The 21,731-nt window shown below is 65.0% G+C and carries 27 protein-coding genes and 1 other RNA gene; 10 read left to right on the forward strand and 18 right to left on the reverse strand.

Annotated elements, in window-relative coordinates; translation table 11 throughout:
* The first annotated feature begins 97 nt into the window (after window positions 1-97).
* From FFS30_RS16900 to FFS30_RS16915, 4 genes are all read left to right on the forward strand, one after another.
* Window positions 98-313, forward strand: a complete 216-nt coding sequence (locus FFS30_RS16900; RefSeq protein ID WP_137914347.1) for a hypothetical protein — start codon at window positions 98-100, stop codon at window positions 311-313.
* 9 nt (window positions 314-322) lie between these two features.
* Window positions 323-1,075: a tetratricopeptide repeat protein gene (locus tag FFS30_RS16905; RefSeq protein WP_137914348.1), complete on the forward strand. Its 753-nt coding sequence runs from the start codon at window positions 323-325 to the stop codon at window positions 1,073-1,075.
* Between the two features lie 100 nt (window positions 1,076-1,175).
* The gene (locus FFS30_RS16910) at window positions 1,176-2,108 is read left to right on the forward strand and encodes an alpha/beta hydrolase-fold protein (RefSeq protein WP_137914349.1); all 933 of its coding nucleotides are present in this window, start codon (window positions 1,176-1,178) and stop codon (window positions 2,106-2,108) included.
* Window positions 2,105-3,319: an acyltransferase gene (locus FFS30_RS16915; protein WP_249352530.1), complete on the forward strand. Its 1,215-nt coding sequence runs from the start codon at window positions 2,105-2,107 to the stop codon at window positions 3,317-3,319. The genes FFS30_RS16910 and FFS30_RS16915 overlap by 4 nt, the downstream gene beginning before the upstream one ends.
* 23 nt (window positions 3,320-3,342) lie before the next feature.
* On the opposite strand, the gene FFS30_RS16920 is transcribed toward FFS30_RS16915, so the two are convergent.
* From FFS30_RS16920 to FFS30_RS16945, 6 genes are all read right to left on the reverse strand, one after another.
* Entirely contained in the window at window positions 3,343-4,770 is a 1,428-nt protein-coding gene (locus FFS30_RS16920; RefSeq protein WP_137914350.1) for a sensor histidine kinase, read from the reverse strand.
* Between the two features lie 7 nt (window positions 4,771-4,777).
* Complete coding sequence (locus FFS30_RS16925; RefSeq protein ID WP_137914351.1) at window positions 4,778-5,440, reverse strand: response regulator; 663 nt, start codon at window positions 5,438-5,440, stop codon at window positions 4,778-4,780.
* A gap of 99 nt (window positions 5,441-5,539) precedes the next feature.
* Window positions 5,540-5,884, reverse strand: a complete 345-nt coding sequence (locus FFS30_RS16930) for a hypothetical protein (protein WP_137914352.1) — start codon at window positions 5,882-5,884, stop codon at window positions 5,540-5,542.
* 17 nt (window positions 5,885-5,901) lie between these two features.
* Window positions 5,902-7,350: a hypothetical protein gene (locus tag FFS30_RS16935; protein WP_137914353.1), complete on the reverse strand. Its 1,449-nt coding sequence runs from the start codon at window positions 7,348-7,350 to the stop codon at window positions 5,902-5,904.
* On the reverse strand, window positions 7,347-8,246 hold the full coding sequence (locus tag FFS30_RS16940; RefSeq protein ID WP_249352531.1) for an ABC transporter ATP-binding protein: 900 nt from the start codon (window positions 8,244-8,246) through the stop codon (window positions 7,347-7,349). The genes FFS30_RS16935 and FFS30_RS16940 overlap by 4 nt, the downstream gene beginning before the upstream one ends.
* Window positions 8,247-8,278: 32 nt before the next feature.
* Window positions 8,279-8,668, reverse strand: a complete 390-nt coding sequence (locus FFS30_RS16945) for a GntR family transcriptional regulator (protein ID WP_137914355.1) — start codon at window positions 8,666-8,668, stop codon at window positions 8,279-8,281.
* 173 nt (window positions 8,669-8,841) lie between these two features.
* Here FFS30_RS16945 and argS point away from each other — a divergent pair, with 173 nt between their 5' ends.
* Window positions 8,842-10,530: an arginine--tRNA ligase gene (gene argS, locus FFS30_RS16950; RefSeq protein ID WP_137914356.1), complete on the forward strand. Its 1,689-nt coding sequence runs from the start codon at window positions 8,842-8,844 to the stop codon at window positions 10,528-10,530.
* Window positions 10,530-11,189 carry an SPOR domain-containing protein gene (locus FFS30_RS16955; RefSeq protein WP_137914357.1) on the forward strand — a complete coding sequence of 220 codons (660 nt, stop codon included), beginning with the start codon at window positions 10,530-10,532 and terminating at the stop codon, window positions 11,187-11,189. The genes argS and FFS30_RS16955 overlap by 1 nt, the downstream gene beginning before the upstream one ends.
* 134 nt (window positions 11,190-11,323) lie before the next feature.
* Here FFS30_RS16955 and hemL read toward each other — a convergent pair whose 3' ends face one another.
* Together hemL and thiE are read right to left on the reverse strand one after the other, a co-directional pair.
* A complete protein-coding gene (hemL, locus tag FFS30_RS16960; RefSeq protein WP_137914358.1) occupies window positions 11,324-12,607 on the reverse strand; it encodes a glutamate-1-semialdehyde 2,1-aminomutase in 1,284 nt (427 codons plus the stop codon).
* A gap of 116 nt (window positions 12,608-12,723) precedes the next feature.
* Window positions 12,724-13,371, reverse strand: coding sequence for a thiamine phosphate synthase (thiE, locus tag FFS30_RS16965; RefSeq protein WP_137914359.1), 648 nt, complete (start codon window positions 13,369-13,371; stop codon window positions 12,724-12,726).
* Window positions 13,372-13,485: 114 nt separating this feature from the next.
* Between thiE and FFS30_RS16970 the strand changes: the two genes are divergently transcribed.
* Window positions 13,486-13,686, forward strand: a complete 201-nt coding sequence (locus FFS30_RS16970) for a rubredoxin (RefSeq protein WP_137914360.1) — start codon at window positions 13,486-13,488, stop codon at window positions 13,684-13,686.
* Between the two features lie 31 nt (window positions 13,687-13,717).
* On the opposite strand, the gene FFS30_RS24095 is transcribed toward FFS30_RS16970, so the two are convergent.
* The 3 genes from FFS30_RS24095 to FFS30_RS16985 all read right to left on the reverse strand — a co-directional run bounded on the left by FFS30_RS24095 (window position 13,718) and on the right by FFS30_RS16985 (window position 15,828).
* Window positions 13,718-14,512 carry a hypothetical protein gene (locus FFS30_RS24095; protein ID WP_212742499.1) on the reverse strand — a complete coding sequence of 265 codons (795 nt, stop codon included), beginning with the start codon at window positions 14,510-14,512 and terminating at the stop codon, window positions 13,718-13,720.
* An 81-nt stretch (window positions 14,513-14,593) separates the two neighbouring features.
* Window positions 14,594-14,995, reverse strand: a complete 402-nt coding sequence (locus FFS30_RS16980) for a hypothetical protein (protein ID WP_137914361.1) — start codon at window positions 14,993-14,995, stop codon at window positions 14,594-14,596.
* Window positions 14,992-15,828 carry a tetratricopeptide repeat protein gene (locus tag FFS30_RS16985; RefSeq protein ID WP_137914362.1) on the reverse strand — a complete coding sequence of 279 codons (837 nt, stop codon included), beginning with the start codon at window positions 15,826-15,828 and terminating at the stop codon, window positions 14,992-14,994. Before FFS30_RS16985 ends, FFS30_RS16980 begins: the two co-directional genes overlap by 4 nt.
* 230 nt (window positions 15,829-16,058) lie before the next feature.
* Here FFS30_RS16985 and FFS30_RS16990 point away from each other — a divergent pair, with 230 nt between their 5' ends.
* Window positions 16,059-16,292 carry a hypothetical protein gene (locus FFS30_RS16990; protein WP_137914363.1) on the forward strand — a complete coding sequence of 78 codons (234 nt, stop codon included), beginning with the start codon at window positions 16,059-16,061 and terminating at the stop codon, window positions 16,290-16,292.
* Here the strand turns inward: FFS30_RS16990 and FFS30_RS16995 are convergent.
* The 7 genes from FFS30_RS16995 to FFS30_RS17025 form a co-directional block, all read right to left on the reverse strand.
* Complete coding sequence (locus FFS30_RS16995) at window positions 16,261-17,052, reverse strand: glutaminyl-peptide cyclotransferase (RefSeq protein WP_137914364.1); 792 nt, start codon at window positions 17,050-17,052, stop codon at window positions 16,261-16,263. The two genes, FFS30_RS16990 and FFS30_RS16995, sit on opposite strands and share 32 nt — an antisense overlap.
* Window positions 17,049-17,696, reverse strand: coding sequence for a ribose-5-phosphate isomerase RpiA (rpiA, locus tag FFS30_RS17000; protein WP_137914365.1), 648 nt, complete (start codon window positions 17,694-17,696; stop codon window positions 17,049-17,051). The genes FFS30_RS16995 and rpiA overlap by 4 nt, the downstream gene beginning before the upstream one ends.
* A 2-nt stretch (window positions 17,697-17,698) precedes the next feature.
* Window positions 17,699-18,148, reverse strand: a complete 450-nt coding sequence (locus FFS30_RS17005) for an EVE domain-containing protein (protein WP_137914366.1) — start codon at window positions 18,146-18,148, stop codon at window positions 17,699-17,701.
* On the reverse strand, window positions 18,145-18,777 hold the full coding sequence (locus FFS30_RS17010; protein ID WP_249352532.1) for a 5-formyltetrahydrofolate cyclo-ligase: 633 nt from the start codon (window positions 18,775-18,777) through the stop codon (window positions 18,145-18,147). Before FFS30_RS17010 ends, FFS30_RS17005 begins: the two co-directional genes overlap by 4 nt.
* Before the next feature lie 123 nt (window positions 18,778-18,900).
* Window positions 18,901-19,085: non-coding RNA, 6S RNA (ssrS, locus tag FFS30_RS17015), on the reverse strand.
* A 5-nt stretch (window positions 19,086-19,090) separates the two neighbouring features.
* On the reverse strand, window positions 19,091-19,393 hold the full coding sequence (locus tag FFS30_RS17020; protein ID WP_137914367.1) for a cell division protein ZapA: 303 nt from the start codon (window positions 19,391-19,393) through the stop codon (window positions 19,091-19,093).
* A complete protein-coding gene (locus tag FFS30_RS17025; protein ID WP_137914368.1) occupies window positions 19,390-19,614 on the reverse strand; it encodes a TIGR02449 family protein in 225 nt (74 codons plus the stop codon). The genes FFS30_RS17020 and FFS30_RS17025 overlap by 4 nt, the downstream gene beginning before the upstream one ends.
* Window positions 19,615-19,734: 120 nt before the next feature.
* On the opposite strand from FFS30_RS17025, the gene FFS30_RS17030 reads away from it, so the two are divergent.
* Together FFS30_RS17030 and pepP are read left to right on the forward strand one after the other, a co-directional pair.
* Window positions 19,735-20,292 carry a UPF0149 family protein gene (locus tag FFS30_RS17030; RefSeq protein WP_249352533.1) on the forward strand — a complete coding sequence of 186 codons (558 nt, stop codon included), beginning with the start codon at window positions 19,735-19,737 and terminating at the stop codon, window positions 20,290-20,292.
* A 114-nt stretch (window positions 20,293-20,406) separates the two neighbouring features.
* The gene (pepP, locus tag FFS30_RS17035) at window positions 20,407-21,723 is read left to right on the forward strand and encodes a Xaa-Pro aminopeptidase (protein ID WP_137914370.1); all 1,317 of its coding nucleotides are present in this window, start codon (window positions 20,407-20,409) and stop codon (window positions 21,721-21,723) included.
* Window positions 21,724-21,731: the final 8 nt, after the last annotated feature.

Here is a 21,731-nt window from a genome sequence, read left to right on the forward strand (position 1 = left end):
AGGTTTCAAACCCAGGCATTACTCCGAAGCCGGGCCGCTGGCGGCCTTCACACGCGCTGCCTACAATCCGGAACCCGTTTCGCTTCGGAGTTCCGCAATGCGCTGCTTCGCGCTCCTGCCGCTCATCGCACTGATCGCCGCCGACCCGTCTTCGGCAGCGCCCGCCGGCAGCGCATTTTCTGCCGCGATCAAGGCCGAAGATTTCGCCGCGCACGGCAAGCTCCTCGCCGACGAGACGACGTGGCCGCAATGCTCGGCGGACCGCGAATTCCGCGCCGCGCGCGCAGCGGCCAAACCGAAACAGACGCACTGAGGACGTCGTATGCCGATAGTCGTTCTTCTCTCGCTCGCCCTGCAGATCGCCTGCGCCGTCCACGTCGTGCGCACGCGCCGCGAGCTGTACTGGATCTGGATCATCCTGATCGGCTCCTATCTTGGCGTGATCATCTATGTGATCGCCAACGTGCTGCCCGATCTCCGCCACGATCCGCGCGCGCGCAAGACGGCGACGAAGGTGCTCGACACGATGGCGCCGGAGCGCCGGCGCAAGCAGATCGAGCAGCGTCTCGAACTCGCCAATACCGTCGACAACCGGCGCGCGCTGGCCGAGGAATGCCTGAACCTCGGCGACTACGCCAACGCCGCGGATCTGTATCGCTCGATCCTCACCGGTATCCATGCGAACGATGTCGGTTTTTCGATCGGCCTCGCCCAGGCCCAGGTCGGCCTCGGCGACCATGCCGGCGCGCGCGAAACGCTGGACAAACTCTATGCGGCGAATCCGCAGTTGCGCTCGAACGATGCCGACCTGCTGCGTGCGCGCATCGACGAGGCGCTCGGCGATCCGGAAGCGGCGCTCGCGCGCTACCGCGATCTCGCCACGAGCTATCCGGGCGAGGAGGCGCGTTACCGCTACGGTGCCCTGCTCGTGCAGCGTTCGCGCTACCGCGAGGCGCGCGAGGTATTCAACGACATGCTCAAGCGCGCGAAAGTCTCACCGAGCTACTACCGGCGCAAAGAAGCGCCGTGGCTCGACGCGGCCAAGCGCGATCTCGCCAGCCTCGGACCGGGCTGAATCGATCCCAACTCGCGGCGACGACAGCGTAACCGGTGCAGCGATTTCTTTACCGGCCTTCGCGTATTCTCGCCGCTCGTTTTTTTTCCGCAGAACCACGATGAGCAGGGGATTTCCCACGCCGCTGCGTGCGGCATTGCTGTTTTTCACCAGCGTTTTTTCCGTTACCGGCTTCACCGCCGAAACCCCGCCAGCCGCCGACGCCGCGCCGCCGTTCCAAGTCGAGCGCAGCCACGTGCACACCCTGGTCTCGCGCACGCTCGGCCGCACCTATGAAATCTACGTCAAGCTGCCGCCCGGCTATGACAAGCCGGAGAACGCGCAGCGCAAGTATCCGGCGGTGTATCTGACCGACGGGCCGTACACGTTCCAGGTCGCCTCGGGCATGACGCGCGTGCCGTTCAACCAGGGCACGTTCGAGGATTTCATCCTCGTCGGCCTCTCCTATGCCCGCGGCGAGGAACCCGTGGTGAGCCGCGAACGCGACCTGACGCCGTTTCCCGACATCCGCGACAAACCCTATCCGACCGGCGGCGCCGCGGCCTATCTCGATTTCATCAGGAACGAGGCGATGCCGCTGGCCGAGTCCACGTACCGCATCGATCCCGCGCAGCGCACCTTGGCCGGACAGTCGTTCGGCGGCCTGTTCGGCCTCTGGGTGCTGTTCACCGAGCCGGCTCTGTTCCGCAACTATGTGCTGACCAGCGCGTCGCTTTGGTACAACCGCCGCGCGATGTTTCCGCTCGAAGCAAAGTTCGCCGAGCAGCACAAGGATTTGAACGCGAACGTCTGGTTCGCGATCGGCGCGAACGAGCATCCCGCGCCGTGCGGACGCACGCCGAAAGAATGCACGGACGAAAATATGGTCGCCGATCAGGCGGCGATGGTGAAGGCACTGCGCTCGCGCCGTTATCCGAACCTCAAAGTGCATGCGAAAGTCGTCGAGGGCGCGTATCACACGACGACCTTTCCGGTAGGCCTGCTCTGGGCCATGCAGGACCTGTTCTTGACTCACAGGTTGGAGACGAAATGAGCGACGGTATGGCGATCTCGGCGACGGACGCGAGCCCCGGCTTGGACCAACCGAACACTTCGGCGGCGGCGCCCGCAGCGCGCACCGCCGACCGCAACCGCGGCCTCGATGCGCTGCGCGGCGTGTCGATCATCTTCGTCATCTTCAATCACATCGGCATCCGCATTCCGCTCGCGAAGACCGCGCTCGCGGCCTTCCTGCCCGCGTGGCTGCTGCGCGGCCTGAACTGGAACGGCTACGAAGCCGTGTTCCTGTTCTTCGTGCTTTCCGGCTTCCTGATCACGCGCCGTTCGCTCGAACGCTGGCGCGAACTGCCGCAGATCGCACCGGGCCGGTTCTACGCGCTGCGCGCCTCGCGCATCCTGCCGACCCTGGTGCTCGTGGTATTTCTGTTGAGCGTGTTCCACCTCGCCGGCGTGCCGAACTTCGTCATCAGCAGGCCGGAACAGTCGCTCGGCGGCGCGATCGCCTCGGTGTTCGGCCTGTATTTGAATTGGTACGAAGGCAGCTACGGTTATCTGCCGGGCGGCTGGGACGTGATCTGGTCGCTGTCGATCGAAGAGGTGTTCTACCTCGCCTTCCCGCTGCTCTGCCTGACTCTCGGCCGCGGGCGCTGGGCTTTCGTCGCCGTGCTGGTCGCGCTCGCCTTGTCGGTGCCGTTCGTGCGCGAGGCGATCGATGCGCAGAAGAACGAAATCTGGTCGGAGAAAGCCTATCTTCCGGGCATGTCGGCGATCGCCGTCGGCGTACTCAGCGCGATGCTCGCCGCGCGCGTACCGCAGCCGCGGCGCTGGCTCGCGCCCGCGCTGTGCCTGCTCGGCGTCGCTGGCATCTGTTCGGTGTTTTTTGCCGGTGCCTTCGTCTGGAAGCTCATCCATCACCACTATCTGCTTCTGCTGATCGGCAGCGCTGCGTCTCTCGTGCTCGGCCTGCACTGGCAGGCCGCATCGGCGACGCCGTGGCGACTGCGCGGCCTCGGCTGGCTGTGCTCCTGCGGCCGGCTCAGCTACGAGATTTATCTGTTCCACATGTTCTGCGTGTTCGCGATCGTCACGCTCGCGCAAAACCTCGACCTCGGCAAGCCTTGGGGCTGGATCTGGTATCCGCCGACACTCGTGTTGTCGTGGCTGCTCGGCCTCGCGATCGCACGCGGCTACTCGCTGCCGTGCGAGCGCTGGCTGCGCAGCAAGTTCTCGCGCCGCGCGGCCTGAGCCGGGGCACCGGCGCGGCGAATTCAGCCGCCGCTCGCGGCGAACGTCACGCGCACACGCGTGCCGCGGCCTTCGGCGCCCGCGGCGAGTTCGACCGTGGCGCCGTGCGCGCGCGCGATTTCCTCGACGATGGCGAGGCCGAGGCCGTTGCCTTCGCGCTCGCCGCCGGCGATGCGGTAGAAGCGCTCGAACACGCGTGCACGTTCGGCTTCGGGAATGCCGGGGCCGTCGTCCTCGACTTCGAGAAACGCCGCGTCGGGCGCGCTTCCTTCCGCCGTGCGTGCGCCGCGCTCGATTCCGCAGCGCACGGTGACGTTGCCGCCGTCCGGCGTGTACGCGAGCGCGTTGTCGATCAGGTTGGCGAGCAGCTCGCGCAGCAGCCAGTCACTGGCCTGCACGCGCGCGGGTGCGGCTTCGAGGCCGAGGTCGATGCGCACGCCAAGGGCGCGGTCGAAGTGCGCGGCGACACCGTCCTTGGCGAGATCGGCAAGGTCGAGCTGGCGAAAATCGCCGGCCGGATTCGCCGACGGCTCAGCGCGCGCGAGCGCGAGCAACTGATTCGCGGTATGACCGAGGCGCTGCATGCCGGCATGCAGGCGCGCGACGCGCGCGCCGAGCGCCGGATCGGCGATGCCCTGCTGCTTGAAGTCGCTCGACAGCACTTCGAGCTGGGCCTGCAGCCCGGCCAGCGGCGTGCGCAACTGATGCGCGGCGTTGGCGAGAAAGCGGTGCTGTGCGCTCGCCGCTTCGGCGACGGTCGCGAACAGGCGGTTGAGCGCCTGGGTCAGCGGGCGCACTTCGCTCGGCACCTGCGCTTCGTCGAGCGCGGCGAGATCGCGTGCGGAACGGCGCGCGATCTGGTCGCGCAGCGCGAGCAGCGGGCGCAGGCCGACGCGCACGCCGACCCAGACCAGAAGCAGAGTGCCGAGCAGTTGCGCGACGTCGCTCGCGACGATGAAAGTCAGCATGTCGTGCGCGGCGCCGCTGCGCTTGTTCGTCGTCTCGGCGACGCTGATCAGGATGGTGTTGCCCGCGTTGTTCAACCGATACGTCGCCACGCGCACCGGCACGCCGCGGTATTCCGCGTCGGCAAATGACGGATTGTCGCGGTTCGCGGCCGCGGTCGGCAGGCCGGCGTCGCCGGCGACGAACTCGCCGTTCGTGCCGAGCACGAGATAATAGATTTCGTCGTGATTGTCCGCGCGCAGCACGGCGATCGCCTGGTCGGACAATTCCGATCTCACCTTGCCGTCGGCGCCGATGTCGAGATGCGCGGCCACCGCGACGATCGAACTCGCCAGCACCTGGTCGTAGGCCGCGTCGAGCGGGGTGGTCGTCGACAGATAGTCGATCAGCACGCCAGCCGCGAGCAGCAGCGCGAGCGGCGCCGACAGCAACAGCAGCAGACGCCGCCGGATCGAGAATACGCGCGGAGCGGACGCGTTCGCCACGCGGCGCTCAGCTTTCGTCGAGGCGATAGCCGAGCCCGCGCACCGTGCGGATCGATACCGTATCGCCGAGCTTGGCGCGCAGGCGCGAAACGTAGACTTCGACCGCGTTCGTCGTGATGTCGTCGCTCCAGCTCGACACCGCCTGCTGCAGGCGTTCCTTGTGCACGACCTGGCCCGCGTGCAGGGCCAGGCATTCGAGCACGGCCCATTCGCGCGGAGTCAGGTCGAGCGGTTCGCCGCCGACGCGCGCTTCGCGCCGCGGCAGATCGAGATGCAGGCTGCCGACACCGACCTGCGGATTGCCTGACGCCTTGCTGCGCCGGATCAGCGCACGGCAGCGCGCGGCGAGTTCGGGCACGGCAAACGGCTTGACCAGATAGTCGTCGCCACCGATGTCGAGCGCGTTGACGCGATCGGCAAGGCCGTCGCGCGCGGTGACGATCAGCACCGGCAGGCTGCTGCCGGCACGGCGCACGCGGCGCACGAACTCGAAGCCGTCGATGCCGGGCAGGCCGAGGTCGACCAGGAGCAGGTCGAACGTCTCCTGCTGCATCGCCGCTTCGGCCATCTCCGCGCTCGACACACGGTCGACCGCGAAGCCGCTCTGGGTCAGGCCGCGCACCATGCCGTCGGCCACGAGGGCATCGTCTTCGATCACGAGTATACGCATGAGGTTTTGTCTTCCGCCGAGGCGATGTGCTGTTCGATGACGGGAAACCTTAGCAGCAATGCGGTTCCGACGTCGTGCGGAAATCTACCTCGCCGGGCGTTAAATCCGCCAGGGAAGCCCAGCGCGCCCGCGCGACGGGCGTTTCCCGGCGAGGCGGTCGGCTTTCTCGCTTGCGGCCGTGCGCACGGCCGGTTCGGCATAACGGTCGGCAAGGTAAAGGCCGAGTTGGACCCAGAGCAGGCTTGCCATCAGAAAAGGCAACGCCAGCGCTCGATACGGCGAAAACAGGGTCGCGCCCACCAGAATGGGCGGAAACAGGAGCAGGCTCCAACACTGCCAATGCCGGCGCAGCGCGCGCTGGCGTTGTTCGGCGAGGATTTCGTTCGCGATCCGACGCGGCAAGCCGTATTCGCGTTCAAGGGTTTCTGCAGTGATGCGCGACATGAGCGGTCCTTGTCGATTCACGAGCCGAGTACGAACGGATGGGCGCGGCGGCCGAATTCGCGCCACGCCCGCACGCCGAGCCACGCCAGCGGCACGAAGAAGCCGAGCAGCAGGGTGATTACCAGCGCGTTGACGTACGGCGACGCAAACGGCGCATTGCCAATGGTCAGGGCGATCAACATCGCGAGGATCAGCAGCAACACCTCGTTCCAGCGCGCGATGGCGCGGCCGATCAGGGCATTGAGCATCAGCACGGCAACGAATACGTCGCCGCAGACCAGGGCGGCGACGACGCTGCTGATCTGGAAGACATTGCCGTGGACAAGCTGCTCGCCGATGATTCCGCTCATGGCCTGCGCCAACGCCACCATGCAGACGAACTGCACCGCACAGCCGATCAGCAGCGGCTTGAATACAGCGACGAGCACGGCGCGCTTGGCCGTCTCGCCGCTGCCAATGCCGGGCTGGGTGCCGAGCAGTTCGAGATCGCCGCCGTTGCCGGTGAACGCGCTGATGAGGCGCGGTACGAACAGATTGCGCAGGGTCATGAACGCGTTCTGGCCGAAGATGATGACCACGAGCCCCATGTTGTTGACCAGGTGCAGCGAGACGAACAGGAACGCGGTCAGCACGCTGATCAGCAGGGGCAGCAAATAGCGCTGCGCCTGCATCGGCACCGACACCGGCGCGAACGGATTGCCGAGCCAGACCTGCACCGCCTGCACCGGATTGCCCGGCTTTGCTGCGTCGAGGCGGATGCGCTTCGTCGCGCCCGGCGTGGAGAAGTCCTGTAGCGACGTATCCCAACCGGATCGGCCGGAAAGCAGCTGGCGGCGATAGCGGCCGAGCAGCAGCGCGCCGCCGTCGGCCGTGTCGTCGGTCGAATCTTCGAGCAGCGCGTGCCGGCGGTGGTAGAGGAAATACGCCATCGCCGCCGCCGCACTCCAGGCCCACAGCGAAAAGCCGCTGTCGCGCACGCCCGGCAGAATGCCCTTGTTGGCGAGCAGCCAGCAGAGCAAGGGCAGCAGTCCGACCATGCCGCCGGCGAGCGAAAACGTCCGCGGCAGCACGGGCGCGGCGAAGGCGCCCAGCGCCAGGCAGGTACCGAACGCGAGCATTGCCGAAAAGCCGGCGCTGCCGTGCACCGCCGCGACCGTCGCCGGCGCGGCCACGATGCAAACGAAATGCACGATCAGTCCGGCCAAGGTGGCGCGGATCGCCGCGGGCATGCGCAGCCGATATGCGTCCTGGATGAGCATCAGGGTCCGGTTCGCCGCGACCGACCACCACATGATTCCGGCAAAGGCGAGGAAATAGAACGGGCCTATTCCCTTGCCGTCGAGATGGTCGCCCTGCAGCAGGGACATGGTGCCGCTAAAGAGCATTACGGCGGCGCCGGCGTAGACGATTTTCTGCGTTGCCGACAGGCCGACGCCGAACGCGGCGAACGCTTGCGCGGGTTTCATTGCGCCACCTCGACGAACAGATCTTCGAGGCCGAGGATTTCCAGGCGCGCGCCGGGCACGTAGGCGATCTCGGGCCAGTCCGCGCCGGGCTGGCGCTCGATCACGAGCGCAGCCGAGCCGTCACTCAATTTGCGCCGATGCAGCTCGACGGCGAGCTTGTCGCTCGTGACCGCGTCTTTCGGCACGATGAGCCGCGCAAAGCGTTCCTTGATCTCGTCAGCCGGCGCATCGAGCAGCACGCGGCCCTGATGCAGGAAGACAATGCGCGAGGCGACGCGCTCCAGATCGGAGACGATATGCGTGGAAAACAACACCGTCGTACCCGCATCGGCGGCGCGCACGGCGATTTCGGCGAGCAACTCGCGCCGCGCGGCCGGATCGAGCGCGGCCGCCGGCTCGTCGAGCACGAGCAGTTGCGGGCGAATCGCCAGCGCGCGCACGAGATCGATGCGCTGGCGCTCGCCGGGCGAAAGTTTGCCGAGCAGGGCATCGCGCGGCAGTTGCCAGCGGTCGAGCATATTGCGCGCGAAATCCGCGTCCCAGGTCGGATAGAAACGCGCAACGTAGTCGAGCATGGTCCCGACCTTCATCCAGGCCAAGGCGTCCGGCTGCTGCGGCACGTAAGCGAGGCGTTCCTTGGCGCGGTCGCTCATCGCCAGCGCGCGTTCGCCGAAAATCTCGGCCGTGCCGATGTCGGGCTCGATAAGGCCGAGCATCGTGCGGATCAGGGTCGATTTGCCGGCGCCGTTACGCCCGATCAGGCCGAGCACGCTGCCCGGTTCGATCGACAGGCTGACGTCGTTGAGCACCTGCCTGGCGTCGTAGCGCTTGGACAAACGGCGCACGCAGATCGGCGCGGCGCCCGCGTCGCCGACGACGATGGCGGAATTTTCCAAGGCGGGGCTCCTTGTCGTAGCGGATACGGCGTTCATTCCTGGTCCTCCAGCAGTTCACCGAGCCGGCGCAAGATCGGTTCGGACGGCAGTTCCAACTCGCGCGCCTGGCGGGCGAGCTCGCGCAGATGCAGGTCGATCAGTTGCATGCGTTTGTCTTCGGGCTGAATGCGGCGATGCGTGGCGGCGACCGCCATGCCCTTGCCGCGCAGGCGTTCGAGCGCGCCCTCGCTTTCGAGCAAGCTGTAGGCGCGCGAGACCGTCATCGGATTGATCGCGTGCTGCCCGGCGACGTCGCGCACCGACGGCAGCAGATCGCCCGGCGCCAGTTGCCCGCTCGCGATCATGCGCCGCAGCTGGCCGACGATCTGGCGATAGATCGGCTCGGGTGCCGCGGGCTGAATGAGGAGCAGAGAGGCGTCCATGTGTATCAATATATTGATACACATGGACGCTGTCAATCACGGCATGACGCGCGGCGCCGGGCCTGGCGTCCCTACGCGCTCCGGCGGCCGCATGACGGCGCTGCTTGGCGCTGCCCTTTCCTAAACATCTTGAGGCCCTACAATACGCAGCGTTCCTAAAAATACTGCCCTTTGTGAAAGAACAATTACGCTCCCTGATCGAGCAGGCGCTGGACGGCCTGCGCAAGGCCGGCACACTGCCGGCCGACGCCGTTGCCGCCTTCGTTCTCGAACGCACCAAGAGCCGCGAGCACGGCGATTTCGCCACGAACGCGGCCATGGCCCTGGCCAAGCCCGCGCGCAGCAATCCGCGCGCGCTCGCGCAGGCGCTCGTCGCCGCTTTGCCGCAAAGTACACTTTTGCAGAAAGTGGAGATCGCCGGGCCCGGTTTCATCAATTTCTTCCTGAGCCCGGCTGCGTATCACGAAGAAGTGAAGCAAGTGCTTGCGGCGGGTGCGCAGTACGGCCGCAGCACGATCGGCGGCAATAAGAAAACCCAGATCGAGTTCGTCTCGGCCAATCCGACCGGACCGCTGCACATCGGCCACGGCCGCGGCGCCGTGGTCGGCGACTGCCTCGCGCGCGTGCTCGCGGCGACCGGTTCCGACGTCGGCCGCGAGTTCTACTACAACGACGCCGGCGCGCAGATCGACAACCTCGCCAAGTCAGTGCAGGCGCGCTGCCTCGGCATTGACGTCGATGATCCGCGCTGGCCGGCCGACGGCTACCGTGGCGACTACATCAAGGACGTCGCGCGCGCCTTTCTCGCGGGCGACGTCGCGCACGCGGACGGGCGCGACGTGCAGGCGAGCGGCGACGCGAACGATCTCGACGCGATCCGCCGCTTCGCCGTGGCCTATCTGCGCCACGAACAGGATCTCGATCTGCAAGCATTCGGCGTTGCGCCGTTCGACACCTACTATCTCGAATCCTCGCTCTACACCGACGGCCTCGTCGAGAAGACTGCGAGCGAACTCATCGCGCACGGGCATACTTTCGAGCAGGACGGCGCGCTCTGGCTGCGCACCACCGACTACGGCGACGACAAGGACAGGGTCATGCGCAAGTCAGACGGCAGCTACACCTACTTCCTGCCCGATGTCGCCTATCACGTGACCAAATGGAAGCGCGGCTACCAGCGCGTGATCAACGAGCACGGCAGCGACCATCATTCGACCCTGATGCGCGTGAAGGCGGGCCTGCAGGCTCTCGACATGGGCATCCCGAAGGGCTGGCCCGAATACGTGCTGCACCAGATGGTGACAGTGATGCGCGATGGGCAAGAGGTAAAACTTGGCAAGCGCGCAGGTGGCTACGTCACTCTACGCGACCTGATCGACGAGGTCGGCCGCGACGCGACGCGCTATTTTTTGATCGCGCGCAAATCCGACTCGCAGATGGTGTTCGACATCGATCTCGCACGCTCGCAGTCGAACGACAATCCGGTCTACTACATCCAGTATGCGCATGCGCGCGTATGCAGCGTGCTGCGCCAGCTCGACGAGCGCGGAATCCAATGGGATCGTGCAAACGGCTTGGCCAAGCTCGACAAGCTCGGCAGCGAGCACGAAGCCGCGCTCATGGCCGAGATTTCGCGCTACCCGGAAGTGGTCGAGGCGGCGGCGTTGAATCTCGAACCGCATCTGATCGCGAGTTATCTGCGCGAGCTTGCCTACGCACTGCATACCTATTACAACGCGCATCAATTCATCGTCGAAGATGTCGACGTGCGCGACGCGCGCATCGCTCTCGCCGTCGCCGCGCGCCAGGCGCTCGCCAACGGACTCGACTTGCTGGGCGTCTCCGCCCCGGAGCAGATGTAATGGCAAAACGGAATTCGCAAGCGCAGCGCAACGGCGACCGCCGGCAGACGCCCGCGTGGGCGATGGTGCTGCTCGGCGCCCTGCTCGGCGTGGTCGGCTCGCTCGCCGTGCTCTATGGCGGCAAGATACCGACGCTGCGCGGCGGCAAGAACCTGCCGCAGCCGAATCCCGAAGCGGTCGCGCCGAAGGAATCGGAGAAAGCCATTGCCGAGGAAACGGCCAAGGCGCAGCCGCCCGCGCCGCCGAAGAGCAACTACGATTTCTATTCGGTGCTGCCGGAAAAAGAAGTGGTGATTCCCGATTCGGAACTGTCCGCCAAGGCCAAGGCGGAACAGGCGCGCGCCAAGCAGCAGGCGCAGGCGAACGCGGCGAACAACGGCACTGCGACGACGCCGTCGACAACCCCGCCGCCGGCCGCGGGCGGTGGACGCTACATGCTGCAGGTCACCGCGACCAGCGACGCAAGCGCCGCCGAGGCGCTGAAGGCCAAGCTCGCGATGCTCGGTTTCACCGCCAAGGTCTACACGAGCACCACCGACGGCAAAACCCTGCACCGCGTGCGCCTCGGGCCGTTTGCGACTGCGAGCGAAACCGAAACGTCCAAGCGCGCCCTGGCCGAAAGCAGCATCAGCGCGATTCCGGTCAAAGAAGCAAACTGAGTGCAGGATGCACTCATCCCGTGCAGGCCATGGATGGCCGATGACACGGGATCCAGCTCGCCATCCCGTGCGCGCTTCACCCCGACCTCGCACAGAATGTGCGATAAGCCGGGACTCGGCTCTTCAATAAAGCTTCAGCCCGCCGCTGCCTTGAACGCCGCGCGCGCCGCATCGAGCGTATCGGCGATGTCCTGCTCGCTGTGTGCGGTCGAAATGAATCCGGCTTCGAACGCCGACGGCGCGAGATAAACGCCGCGATCGAGCATGGCGTGGAAGAAGCGGTTGAACGCCGCGACGTCGCAGGCCGTGGCCTGGGCGAAGGTTTCCACCTTCTCGGCGCTGAAGAACAGGCCGAACATGCCGCAGACGCGGTTGACGCTGAACGGCACGCCGGCTTCGCGCGCGACGGCAACGAGGCCGTCGGTGAGCAGAATCGTCTTGCGTTCGAGTTCGGCGTAGAAGCCCGGCGCCTGGATCACTTCGAGCATCGCAAGCCCAGCCGCCATCGCGATCGGATTGCCCGACAAGGTGCCGGCCTGATACACCGGACCCGACGGCGCGATCTTTTCCATGATCTCGCGCTTGCCGCCGTACGCGCCGACCGGCATGCCGCCACCGATGATTTTTCCGAAGGTGGAAAGATCGGGCGTGACGCCGTACAGCGCCTGCGCACCGCCGAGGGCGACGCGGAAACCGGTCATCACTTCGTCGATAATGAGCAGCACGCCGTATTGCGTGCACAACTCGCGCAGTCCCTGCAGGTAGCCCGGCCGCGGCGGTATGCAGTTCATATTGCCGGCAACGGGTTCGATGATCAGGCCGGCGATTTCTTCGCCGGCCTCGGCGAACAGCGCCTTCGCCGCGTCGAGATCGTTGTACGGCAGGGTCAGGGTCAGATCGGCCAGCACCTTCGGCACGCCCGGCGAGGTCGGCACGCCGAAGGTCAACGCACCCGAGCCCGCCTTGACCAGGAACGAATCGGCGTGACCGTGATAGCAGCCCTCGAATTTGACGATCTTGTCGCGCCCGGTCGCGCCGCGCGCAAGCCGGATCGCCGACATCGTCGCCTCGGTGCCGGAATTGACCATGCGCAACACTTCGACCGAAGGCACCAGGCGCGTGATCTCCTCGGCCATGCGCACTTCCGCGGGACACGGCGTACCGAACGACAGGCCCGCGCGCGCGGCCTCGACGACTGCCGTGCGCACCTTGGGATGGTTGTGGCCGGCGACCATCGGCCCCCACGAGCCGACGTAGTCGATGTAGCGCTTGCCGTCGGCGTCCCAGAGATAGGCGCCGTCAGCGTGATCGGTGAAGAACGGTTCGCCGCCGACCGACTTGAACGCACGCACGGGCGAATTGACGCCGCCGGGCATAAGAGGTTGGGCGCGCTGGAACCAATCGTGATTCGTGGTCATAGGTAAGGTCTCAAAAATATTTGTGTTTATGCGGGTTTCGCGCAGAAGCGCAAATCATTGCGCCCTGCTTTTTCCACCGCGTGCCGAACAACAGCCGGGCGCGATCAATCGCGTCGCTATGGCCTGCGCTCGGCTTCGCCATCCGCCGGCAAAAAGAACTTTTTATACTTTTGCGCGGCGGCATAGGGATCGGCCGCGCCGAACACGCCGGAGATAACGGCGAGGTAGTCGGCGCCGGCTTCCACGAGCGGCTGCGCATTGTCGGGCGTGATGCCGCCGATTGCCACCAGCGGCAGGCCGAACACCTTCGCCTCGCGCAACAGGGTCGGCACAGCGCGGCGCGCGCTCGGCTTGGTCGGCGAAGGGAAAAACGCGCCGAAGGCGAGGTAGTCCGCGCCGGCTGCGGCCATTTGTCGCGCCCGCTCGATCGAGTCGTAGCAGGACACGCCGATCAGCGCACCCGCGCCAAGGCGCAGGCGTGCGTCGGCGATGTCCGCGTCGTCTTCGCCGAGGTGCACGCCCGCCGCGGCCACAGCCGCTGCGAGATCCACGTCGTCGTTGACGATCAGCGCCGCAGCGTGGCGCGCGCAGAGCTCGCGCAAGGCCCGCGCCTCGCGCAGGCGGCGGTCGCCGTCCGCGGTTTTGTCGCGGTACTGCAGCAGCACCGCACCGCCGCGCAGAGCGGCTTCGGCGGCGGCAAGAAGATCGGCGCGCGGGCCGTCTGTGATCGCGTAGAGGCCGGGTCGGCTCAGGCTTGGGTGCATGTGCCCGAGTGTACCGGTAAAATCGGCGAATATTTTGCGCCCGCAAGCGGGCGCGAAGATCGTACAACGGCCTCTCCCGGCCGCACTCTTTCCTCAAAAACTTTGATTCCGACCATGAACGCTACCGCCCCTCAGGCCGACGACACTCCTTTCCGCAAATTCATGTGCGTGGTCTGCGGATGGATCTACGACGAAGCGGAAGGCTGGCCCGACGACGGCATCGAGCCGGGCACACGCTGGGAAGACATTCCGGAAACCTGGACCTGCCCCGACTGCGGCGTGACCAAGGCGGATTTCGAGATGATGGAGATTTAAGCGCTGACGGCTGAGGGCCGTGCTTCGGCCCTTAACCCTCATCCCTCGCCCAGTCCATGTGCCGCGCGGACAGATAGGCGACGCAAAGCGGAAACAACAGATAGCGCGAAGTGATCGAAAGTATCTGGGAAACCAGGCCATAGGAGCCGCCGATCCCATCGCCACCGAAGAAAGAGAAATACCAGAACCCGGTAAACGCGATCAGGACAGCGAGATTCACCGCCGAACCCGCTGCAATTTGCCGATAAACTGCGGGAAACATCCGGGTCAGGAAATGGCCCGTGATAAAGATCGACGGAATCATCACGAACGGAAACAAAACCAAGGTTGAGATGCCGAAACCGTTCGCGGCGAGAGCTATATCGGCGTGGGTCGTGATGGCCCGGATTGGCACGTAGCTCCATACGTTGGCGGCGCACATAAGCGATAGCCAGTAGAGAAACATCAGCCAATAACGCTGTGAACTCATCCAGGGCATCGAAGCCAGCATATAGACGGCAAAGTAGAGCGCGCCGTTGCCCAAGAACGGCCCGGACAAAGCGATGACCGCCACAGCCACCCCGTGTCCGCTCGCGAAGATCGGCGTGTAGTCGACGTTGTCGGACACATCGCCGAGGAAGAGGATGTTGTAGACCGTTGCCGGGCCATAGTCGATGCCGAATGGCCTTTGCATCCACCCCAGCGACCAAGCCATCACGGAATGAGCGTACTCGTGAGTCAGATAAGCAACATCATGAGCCACGAGCGCCAAGAGAGATGTCGCCAAAACGAACGCGAAGCTTCGCCAGACCTCCGCGCGCGCCTTCCATTCCGGAACACCGTCCATCGGTGCCATCCCTTCAAACGATTGGATTGCAAATATAGCGAGACCCGGACCTACCGCAACCACGATGTAGCCGAGGTGATTTCAGAACGAGTTAGATCGGTGGACTAGAGCGCCTGCTCCTGGCCCACGCGACGCTCTGGGCTTTCCCCGCGCATTCCGGATTCGAGCCTTTACTGCAGCCGATTCGTCCCTCAATCCCAGCGCGAAGATCGCGCTCACTTCGCCTTCGAATTCCGGAAATTGGTGCGCGAGCGTCGCCAATCCACCATACGCCCAAGCCCGAACGAATTTGTTCGGGTGCGAGAGATCGCGCATCAGCAAGCGATGAAGCACCTCTTTCCGGCCCCCGGGAATTTCGACCGCGGGCAGTTTTTGCAGCAGCTTCACATGAAGTTGCCAAGTCGCGGGTGCGGCCAAGGCATGCAACAACTCGTCGGCTCCGCCGACAATCTCCACCGCATCCGCTCCACGAGCGGAATTCAATTCAGGCGCGGCAGATTCGTGCCAATCTCGGCGAGCTGCAGCGAAACCGTGTCGGCGTCCTCGGCCTGCGGCATCAGCGCGAGATAGCGGCGCAGATCCTCGCTCGCCGCGCGCACATGGCCGAGCTTGAGATAGAACTGGCCGCGATCGCGATACTCGCCCGGCTGGTGCGAGTCGAGCGTGAGCAGGCGGTCGCAGCAACGCAGCGCCTTGTCCCACTGCTCGCGCTCGGCGTAGACGCCTTTCAGGTTGCGCAACATGCGCGTGAGGATCGCGCGATGGCTTGCCGGTTCGAGCATGCGCGCAAGGCGCGCGTCGTCGATGTCGTGGGTGTCGAGATGCGTGCGCGCGCGGCGGCGCAGCTCGGCCGCATCGAGCGAACGTCCCTTCTGGAACGGATCGAGCACGACGATGCCTTCGTCGAGCGGCAAGCGCACGAGGAAATGTCCCGGAAACGAGACGCCTTCGAGCGGCACGTCGAGCCGGCGCGCGAGTTCGATCTGCACGACGGCAAGCGAGATCGGATTGCCGAGGCGCCGATCGAGTACATCGTTGAGATAGCTGTTGCGCGGATCGTAATAGTCCTGTTCGTTGCCCGAGAAACCGAGCTCGTCGAACAGAAAACCATTCAGCGTGCGCAGTTGCGTCGCCGCGGTTTCGGTCGGGTCGAGGATTTTGCGCAGGCGCTCGCCGTAATCGCGCAGTTGGGACTCGTAGTCGGCCGAGGCCAGCTCGGGATATTCGTCCTTGGCGATCAGCAGGGCCGACGAAAACAGGGGGATGTCTTCGTCTTTGGCACCGCGCAGAGCGATCCAGGAATTGTCGCTGTGCATTTCTTATTCTCCGGGGCGGGAGCTTTGCCCGATATTACGCGAAACATATTGAATTTGTGCTAACCGTTTCCGCAGTCGAAAAGCGCCGCCGCGGAAGGCCGATTCCGGCGCTTGCGCCGAGGCGATCGCCAACGCCATCGCGTCAGCGAAATGCCAGAACGCTGTCACGCCCGCTCCACCCGGCCTTGTTCTACTGCAATCGGAAATAAGGCTGCAGAAGGATGATTGCAATGCGCCAATTCGTGCCGATGACCGACGAAATGCTTTACCGCGCAGGCGGACCGCCATGCCGGCTCGTGCCGTATCGTGCGGGGCTGGATTGCTGGCATGCGCTCGGCGAAGACGGTTACTACCGCTTCGAAGACGAGTCGCGGAGCGAGCTTCCAGGACGGGAGTTGCGTGAGCGCAGCGAAGCCGCAAACGATGTCGCGGCTATTTCGCCGCAGCGGGCGCGACCAGTTTGATCTCGAACAGGTTCGGCCAATACTTGCCGGTGACGAAGAGACGGTCGGTCTTGGCGTCGTAGGCGATGCCGTTGAGCACGTCGACGCCGGCTGTGTCGCGATCGCTGCGCGAGAGCAGCCCCGAAAGATCGATCCACGCCGCGACCTTGCCCGTCGCCGGATCGATGCGCGCAATGCGGTTGGTCTGCCACACGTTCGCGTAGATCTGGCCCTTGACCCATTCGAGTTCGTTGAGCTGATCGACCGGCCGCCCCTGTACGGTGACGTTGATCGCGCCGGTCTGTTTCAGGGTTAGCGGATCGAGCACGCGGATCGTCGAACTGCCGTCGCTGAGCAACAGGTTCTTGTCGTTGCGCGTCATGCCCCAGCCTTCGCCTGGGTAGTTGAACTTCTTCTTGAAATCGAACGTGGCGAGATCGAAGACGTAGCCTTCCTGCGTGCGCCAGGTCACGGCGACGAGCTCGTTCTTCCAATCAACGATGCCCTCGCCGAATACGGCGCTCGGCAGGTCGCGCTGCTGCAACACGCGGCCGGTCTTCAGCTCGACCTTGCGGATCGACGAAGCGCCGTTCATGCCGGTGCTCTCGTAGAGATAGCCGTCGCGAAACAGCAGCCCCTCGGTAAAGGCGCCGCGATCGTGCGGATAGATGTTGACGACTTCGTAGGAGTAGACCGGAATCTCCGCCGGCGCCGCCGCCGGTGCGGCTGCAGCCAGTGCGATCGGCGCAACCGCGGCGAGGAGAAGACTGAATATCCTCATGGCATCCGATCGCCGCCGATCAGCACGACGTCGGCACGACGCCGTGCGAACAGACCGACGCAGACCACCCCGACGATCTGATTGATCTCGGCTTCGAGCGCAGGCGGATCGACGATACGCAGGTTGTGCACGTCGAGAATCACATTGCCGTTGTCGGTGACCACGCCGTCGCGCCATAGCGGCTGGCCGCCGAGCTTGACGAGTTCGCGCGCGACGTAGCTGCGCGCCATCGGAATCACCTCGACCGGCAGCGGAAACTTGCCGAGCACGTCGACACGCTTGGACGCATCGATCATGCAGACGAATTTCTTCGATGCGGCCGCGACGATTTTCTCGCGCGTCAGCGCCGCACCGCCACCCTTGATCAGATTTTTTTGCGGATCGCACTCGTCGGCGCCGTCGATGTACACGCCGAGTTCGCCCGCGGCATTCAGATCGATCACATCGATGCCGAGCGCCTTGAGCGCCTCGGTCGATCTTTCGGAACTCGACACCGCCGCCTTGATGCGCTCGCGGATCTTGCCGAGCTCGTCGATGAAGTGCATCACCGTCGAACCCGTGCCGACGCCGACGATACTGCCGTCGTCGACAAATTTGATGGCGGCCTGCGCAGCGAGGCGCTTCTGCTGTTCCTGCGGACTCATCGTTATTCCAGAGACAAAATGAAATCCCACTGCGCTTCGCTCACCGCCAGCACCGACAGGCGGTTGCCGCGCTGGACCAGGGCGAAATCCTTCAACTCGGTGCGGTCTTTCAGCTCGGTCAGCGTGATCGTACGCTTGAGCTTGCGCTTGAATTTGACGTCGACCAGCGACCAGCGCGGTTCGGCGCGGGAGGACTTCGCATCGAAATAGTCGCTCTTCGGATCGAATTGGGTCGGATCGGGATGCGCTTCCGTGTCGACCGTCGCAATGCCGACGACGCCGGGCACCTCGCAGCTCGAGTGATAGAACAACACCTGGTCGCCTTTCTTCATCGCGCGCAGATGATTGCGCGCTTGGTAGTTGCGCACTCCGCTCCAAGGTTCGGTCTTGCGCGCCTTCAAGTCGTCGATCGAGAATTCGTCGGGCTCGGACTTCATCAACCAATAGTTCATGGGCGCGTCTCCGGCGGCGTGCAGTCGATCAGTTCTTTGTCGGTCGCGATGAAGTCGAGCGCAACATCCCACTCTCGCGCAGCGAGCGCATCGACTTCCTGGAAAGAGTAGCCGATTCCGACCAGCAGCGGTTGCGCCGGGCGCGGCGCGCCATGCAGAAACGCGAAGCTGCGATCGTAGTAACCGCCCCCCATACCGACGCGCCGGCCGGAACGATCGAACGCGGTCAGCGGTACGAGCACGAGATCGATTTCCTGCGCGGTCAGCAGATCGGATTCGGTGTGTTCGGGCTCGGGAATTCCATAGCGATTCGGCCGCAGTTCGGCGTTCTTGATCAGCGGCGCGAAACGCAGGCCGCGGTCCTTGCCGACGATCGGCAGACAGTACTGCTGCCCGCGCGCATTGAGCCGCGCCACTGCGGCATGCAGCGGCAACTCGCCGCCGACGGCCCAATAGCCGGCGACGCGCCGATCGACGAGAAATTCAGGAAGCTGCTCGAGACTGGCCGCCACGCCGTTGGCCGCGGCGATGCGCTCGGCCGCGCTCAGCTTGGTGCGACGCTCGCGCATCTGCGCACGCAAGGCGGCGTGCGCGTCGAAACTCGAAGTATCCATCGTCGAGGCAGGCATGAGCCCTAAGTTAAGCAGGCGGCCCGTCACGCGCAAGGCGCGCGGAAAAGCTCGTGTCGAAAAGTACGGCCGGAAACGGCTGCCTTTTGATTTGCGCGCTTCGGATGAGCGCAAAAACAAAGTACGTCCTCCGCGATGCCGATGCACATCAAACGACCTTGATCCGAAGATCAGGTGGGAGGGCTCGCTCGTCGTCAGGCTTTCCGCACACGGCGGACATGCACACGGACTTTCGCACCGCCTTCCCGGGGTCGTTTATAGGACCAAGGCGATATGTTTGGATGCGCTGTCGCACACCGCAGGGGACGCCGGGCTATTTTACGTGCGCAGCAAGGACGCTGTCGAGTTTGCCGCGCAGCGTCTGCAATTGCTGCGCCAAACTTCCGCCGTCGATATCAGCGCGCTGCTTGCTCTGCATCAGCTCGTGCGCGATGTTGAGCGCGGCCATCACGGCGACGCGATCGAGCCCTTGCGTGCGCGTATTGCCACGCACCTCGCGCATCTTGCCGTCGAGATAAGCCGCGGCGGCGATGAGGCCGGGCCGTTCCTCCGGCGTGCAGCCGATGAGAAATTCGCGGTCGAGAATGCTGACTGCCACGGGCGTCGCCTCGCTCATGCATTGCTCTCCAGCGAACGCAGACGCACGATCATCGCCTCGACGCGCGAACGCGCCTGTTCATTCTTCGCCAAGAGGTTCGCTCGCTCGACGTTGAGCTGTTCCTGGCTCACGCGCAGGCTGCGGTTTTCCTCGGTCAGCCGATGCACGAGTTCGATCAAACGATCCAGCCGCCCGCTTATTTCGGCGAACTCGTTGACGAGGTTGGGCGACTCCGGCATGCCCGCACTATATGCAAGCAACCGGATACGGTCAACGCGCTCAAAGCCGACGCTTACGATGGGCCGGCGACGGCGACGCACTGCTACAATGCGCAGGCTATCCGGCAACTCGGGCAAACGGTGTCGACCACGGCGATCAGCTATAGCGAACTCGGCGATGCGCTTGTCCGCGCGCAGGCCGGCGTGGGTGCGGCCGACCTGCACGGCTCATTGGCCGGCTATCTCTGCGGCGGCGGCAGCGCCGACGCGCGGCATTGGTTCGACGCGCTCGAACTGAGCCAGGACGAAGACGCGGCCAAAGCGTTGCCCCCGCCCCTGCTCGAACAGCTCTATCGCGACTGTGCGACCTGGCTTGCCGATCCGGAGCTTGGCTTCGAGCCGCTGCTGCCGGGCCCCGAAACACCGATCGACGCACGCGCCGAAGCTCTGGTCGAATGGTGCCGCGGATTTCTCGGCGGCTTCGGCCTCGCTGGCGCCGGACACGACGGCACGCTGTCGCGCGACGCGCGCGAAATCCTCGCCGATTTCGACACGATCGCCGCAACCCATTTCGAGCACGCCGGCAATGAAGACGACGAAGCGGCGCTCGCCGAAATGATCGAATTCATCCGCGTCGGCGCGCTGCTGCTGCATGCCGAGCTGCATGCGGCGCCGCAGTCCGGCGCGACCCTGCACTGAAAGCCGAGAGCCGAGAATGGGACATGGTGAATCATCGACGGCAAGGAATGCGGTCTGGTCAGTGCGTGTTTTCGACCGATTCCCCATTTCCGATTCCCGACTTCCGCCTTGTCCATGATCGAGCAGAAAGAGTACGCCCGCCGCCGCAAACAGCTGATGCGCATCGTCGGCGATGAGGCGATCTGCATCGTACCGGCCGCTCCCGAGCGCGTACGCAACAACGATTCGCATTATCCCTACCGGCAGGACAGCGACTTCCACTATCTCACCGGCTTCGGCGAACCCGAGGCCGTGCTCGCCCTGATTCCGGGCCGCGAGCACGGCGAGCAGATCCTGTTCTGCCGCGAGCGCGATCCGGAGCGCGAAGCCTGGGACGGCGCTCGCGCCGGTGCCGAGGGTGCGGTCGCCGACTACGGCATGGACGATGCTTTTCCGATCGGCGACATCGACGACATCCTGCCCGGCATGATCGAAGGCCGCACGCGCGTCTACTACCACTTCGGCCGCGACGTCGAGTTCGACACCAAGCTGATCGGCTGGGTCAACCGCGCGCGCGAGGCGGTCCGCCGCGGCGTGCGCGCGCCGCACGAGTTCGTCGCGCTCGGTCATGTTCTCCACGATCTGCGCCTGTACAAGACGCGTAGCGAACTGCGCGTGATGCGACGCGCGGCGAAGATCGCCGCCGACGCACATGCGCGCGCCATGCGCACGGTGTGCGCCGGCATGAACGAGCACGAGATCGAAGCCGAACTGCTGCACGCCTTCCGCAAACAGGGCGCCGTGCCGAGCTACGAGCCGATCGTCGCCGGCGGCGCGAACGGCTGCGTGCTGCACTATCGGGCGAACAATGCGCCACTCAAGGACGGCGACCTGCTGCTGATCGATGCCGGCGCGGAAGTCGACTGCTACGCCTCGGACATCACGCGCACGTTCCCGATCAACGGCAAGTTCAGTGCGGCGCAGCGTGCGCTTTACGACATCGTGCTGGCCGCCCAGCGTGCGGCGATCGCCGAGGTGCGGCCCGGGCGGCCCTTCATCGCCTACCACGATGCCGCGGTGCGCGTCATCACGGCAGGATTGATCAAACTCGGCCTGCTCAAGGGCAGCGTGCAGAAGAACATCGAAGAGGGCGCATACCGGCGCTTCTACATGCACAAGACCGGGCATTGGCTCGGCCTCGACGTGCACGACGTCGGCGACTACCGTATCGACGGCGAGTATCGCGAACTCGAACCGGGCATGGTCGTCACGGTCGAGCCGGGCATCTACATCGCGCCCGACGCAAAGGGCGTGGATGCAAAATGGCGCGGTATCGGCATTCGCATCGAGGACGACGTCGTGGTGACGCGCGGCGAGCCGGAAATCCTCACGTCGAGTGTGCCGAACGATCCCGATGAAATCGAGGCGCTGATGGCCGAGGCGCGAGCGTAAGGCGACAT

Origin of the sequence: Rudaea sp. 3F27F6 (assembly GCF_005503555.1) — a bacterium.
Taxonomy (GTDB): domain Bacteria; phylum Pseudomonadota; class Gammaproteobacteria; order Xanthomonadales; family Rhodanobacteraceae; genus Rudaea.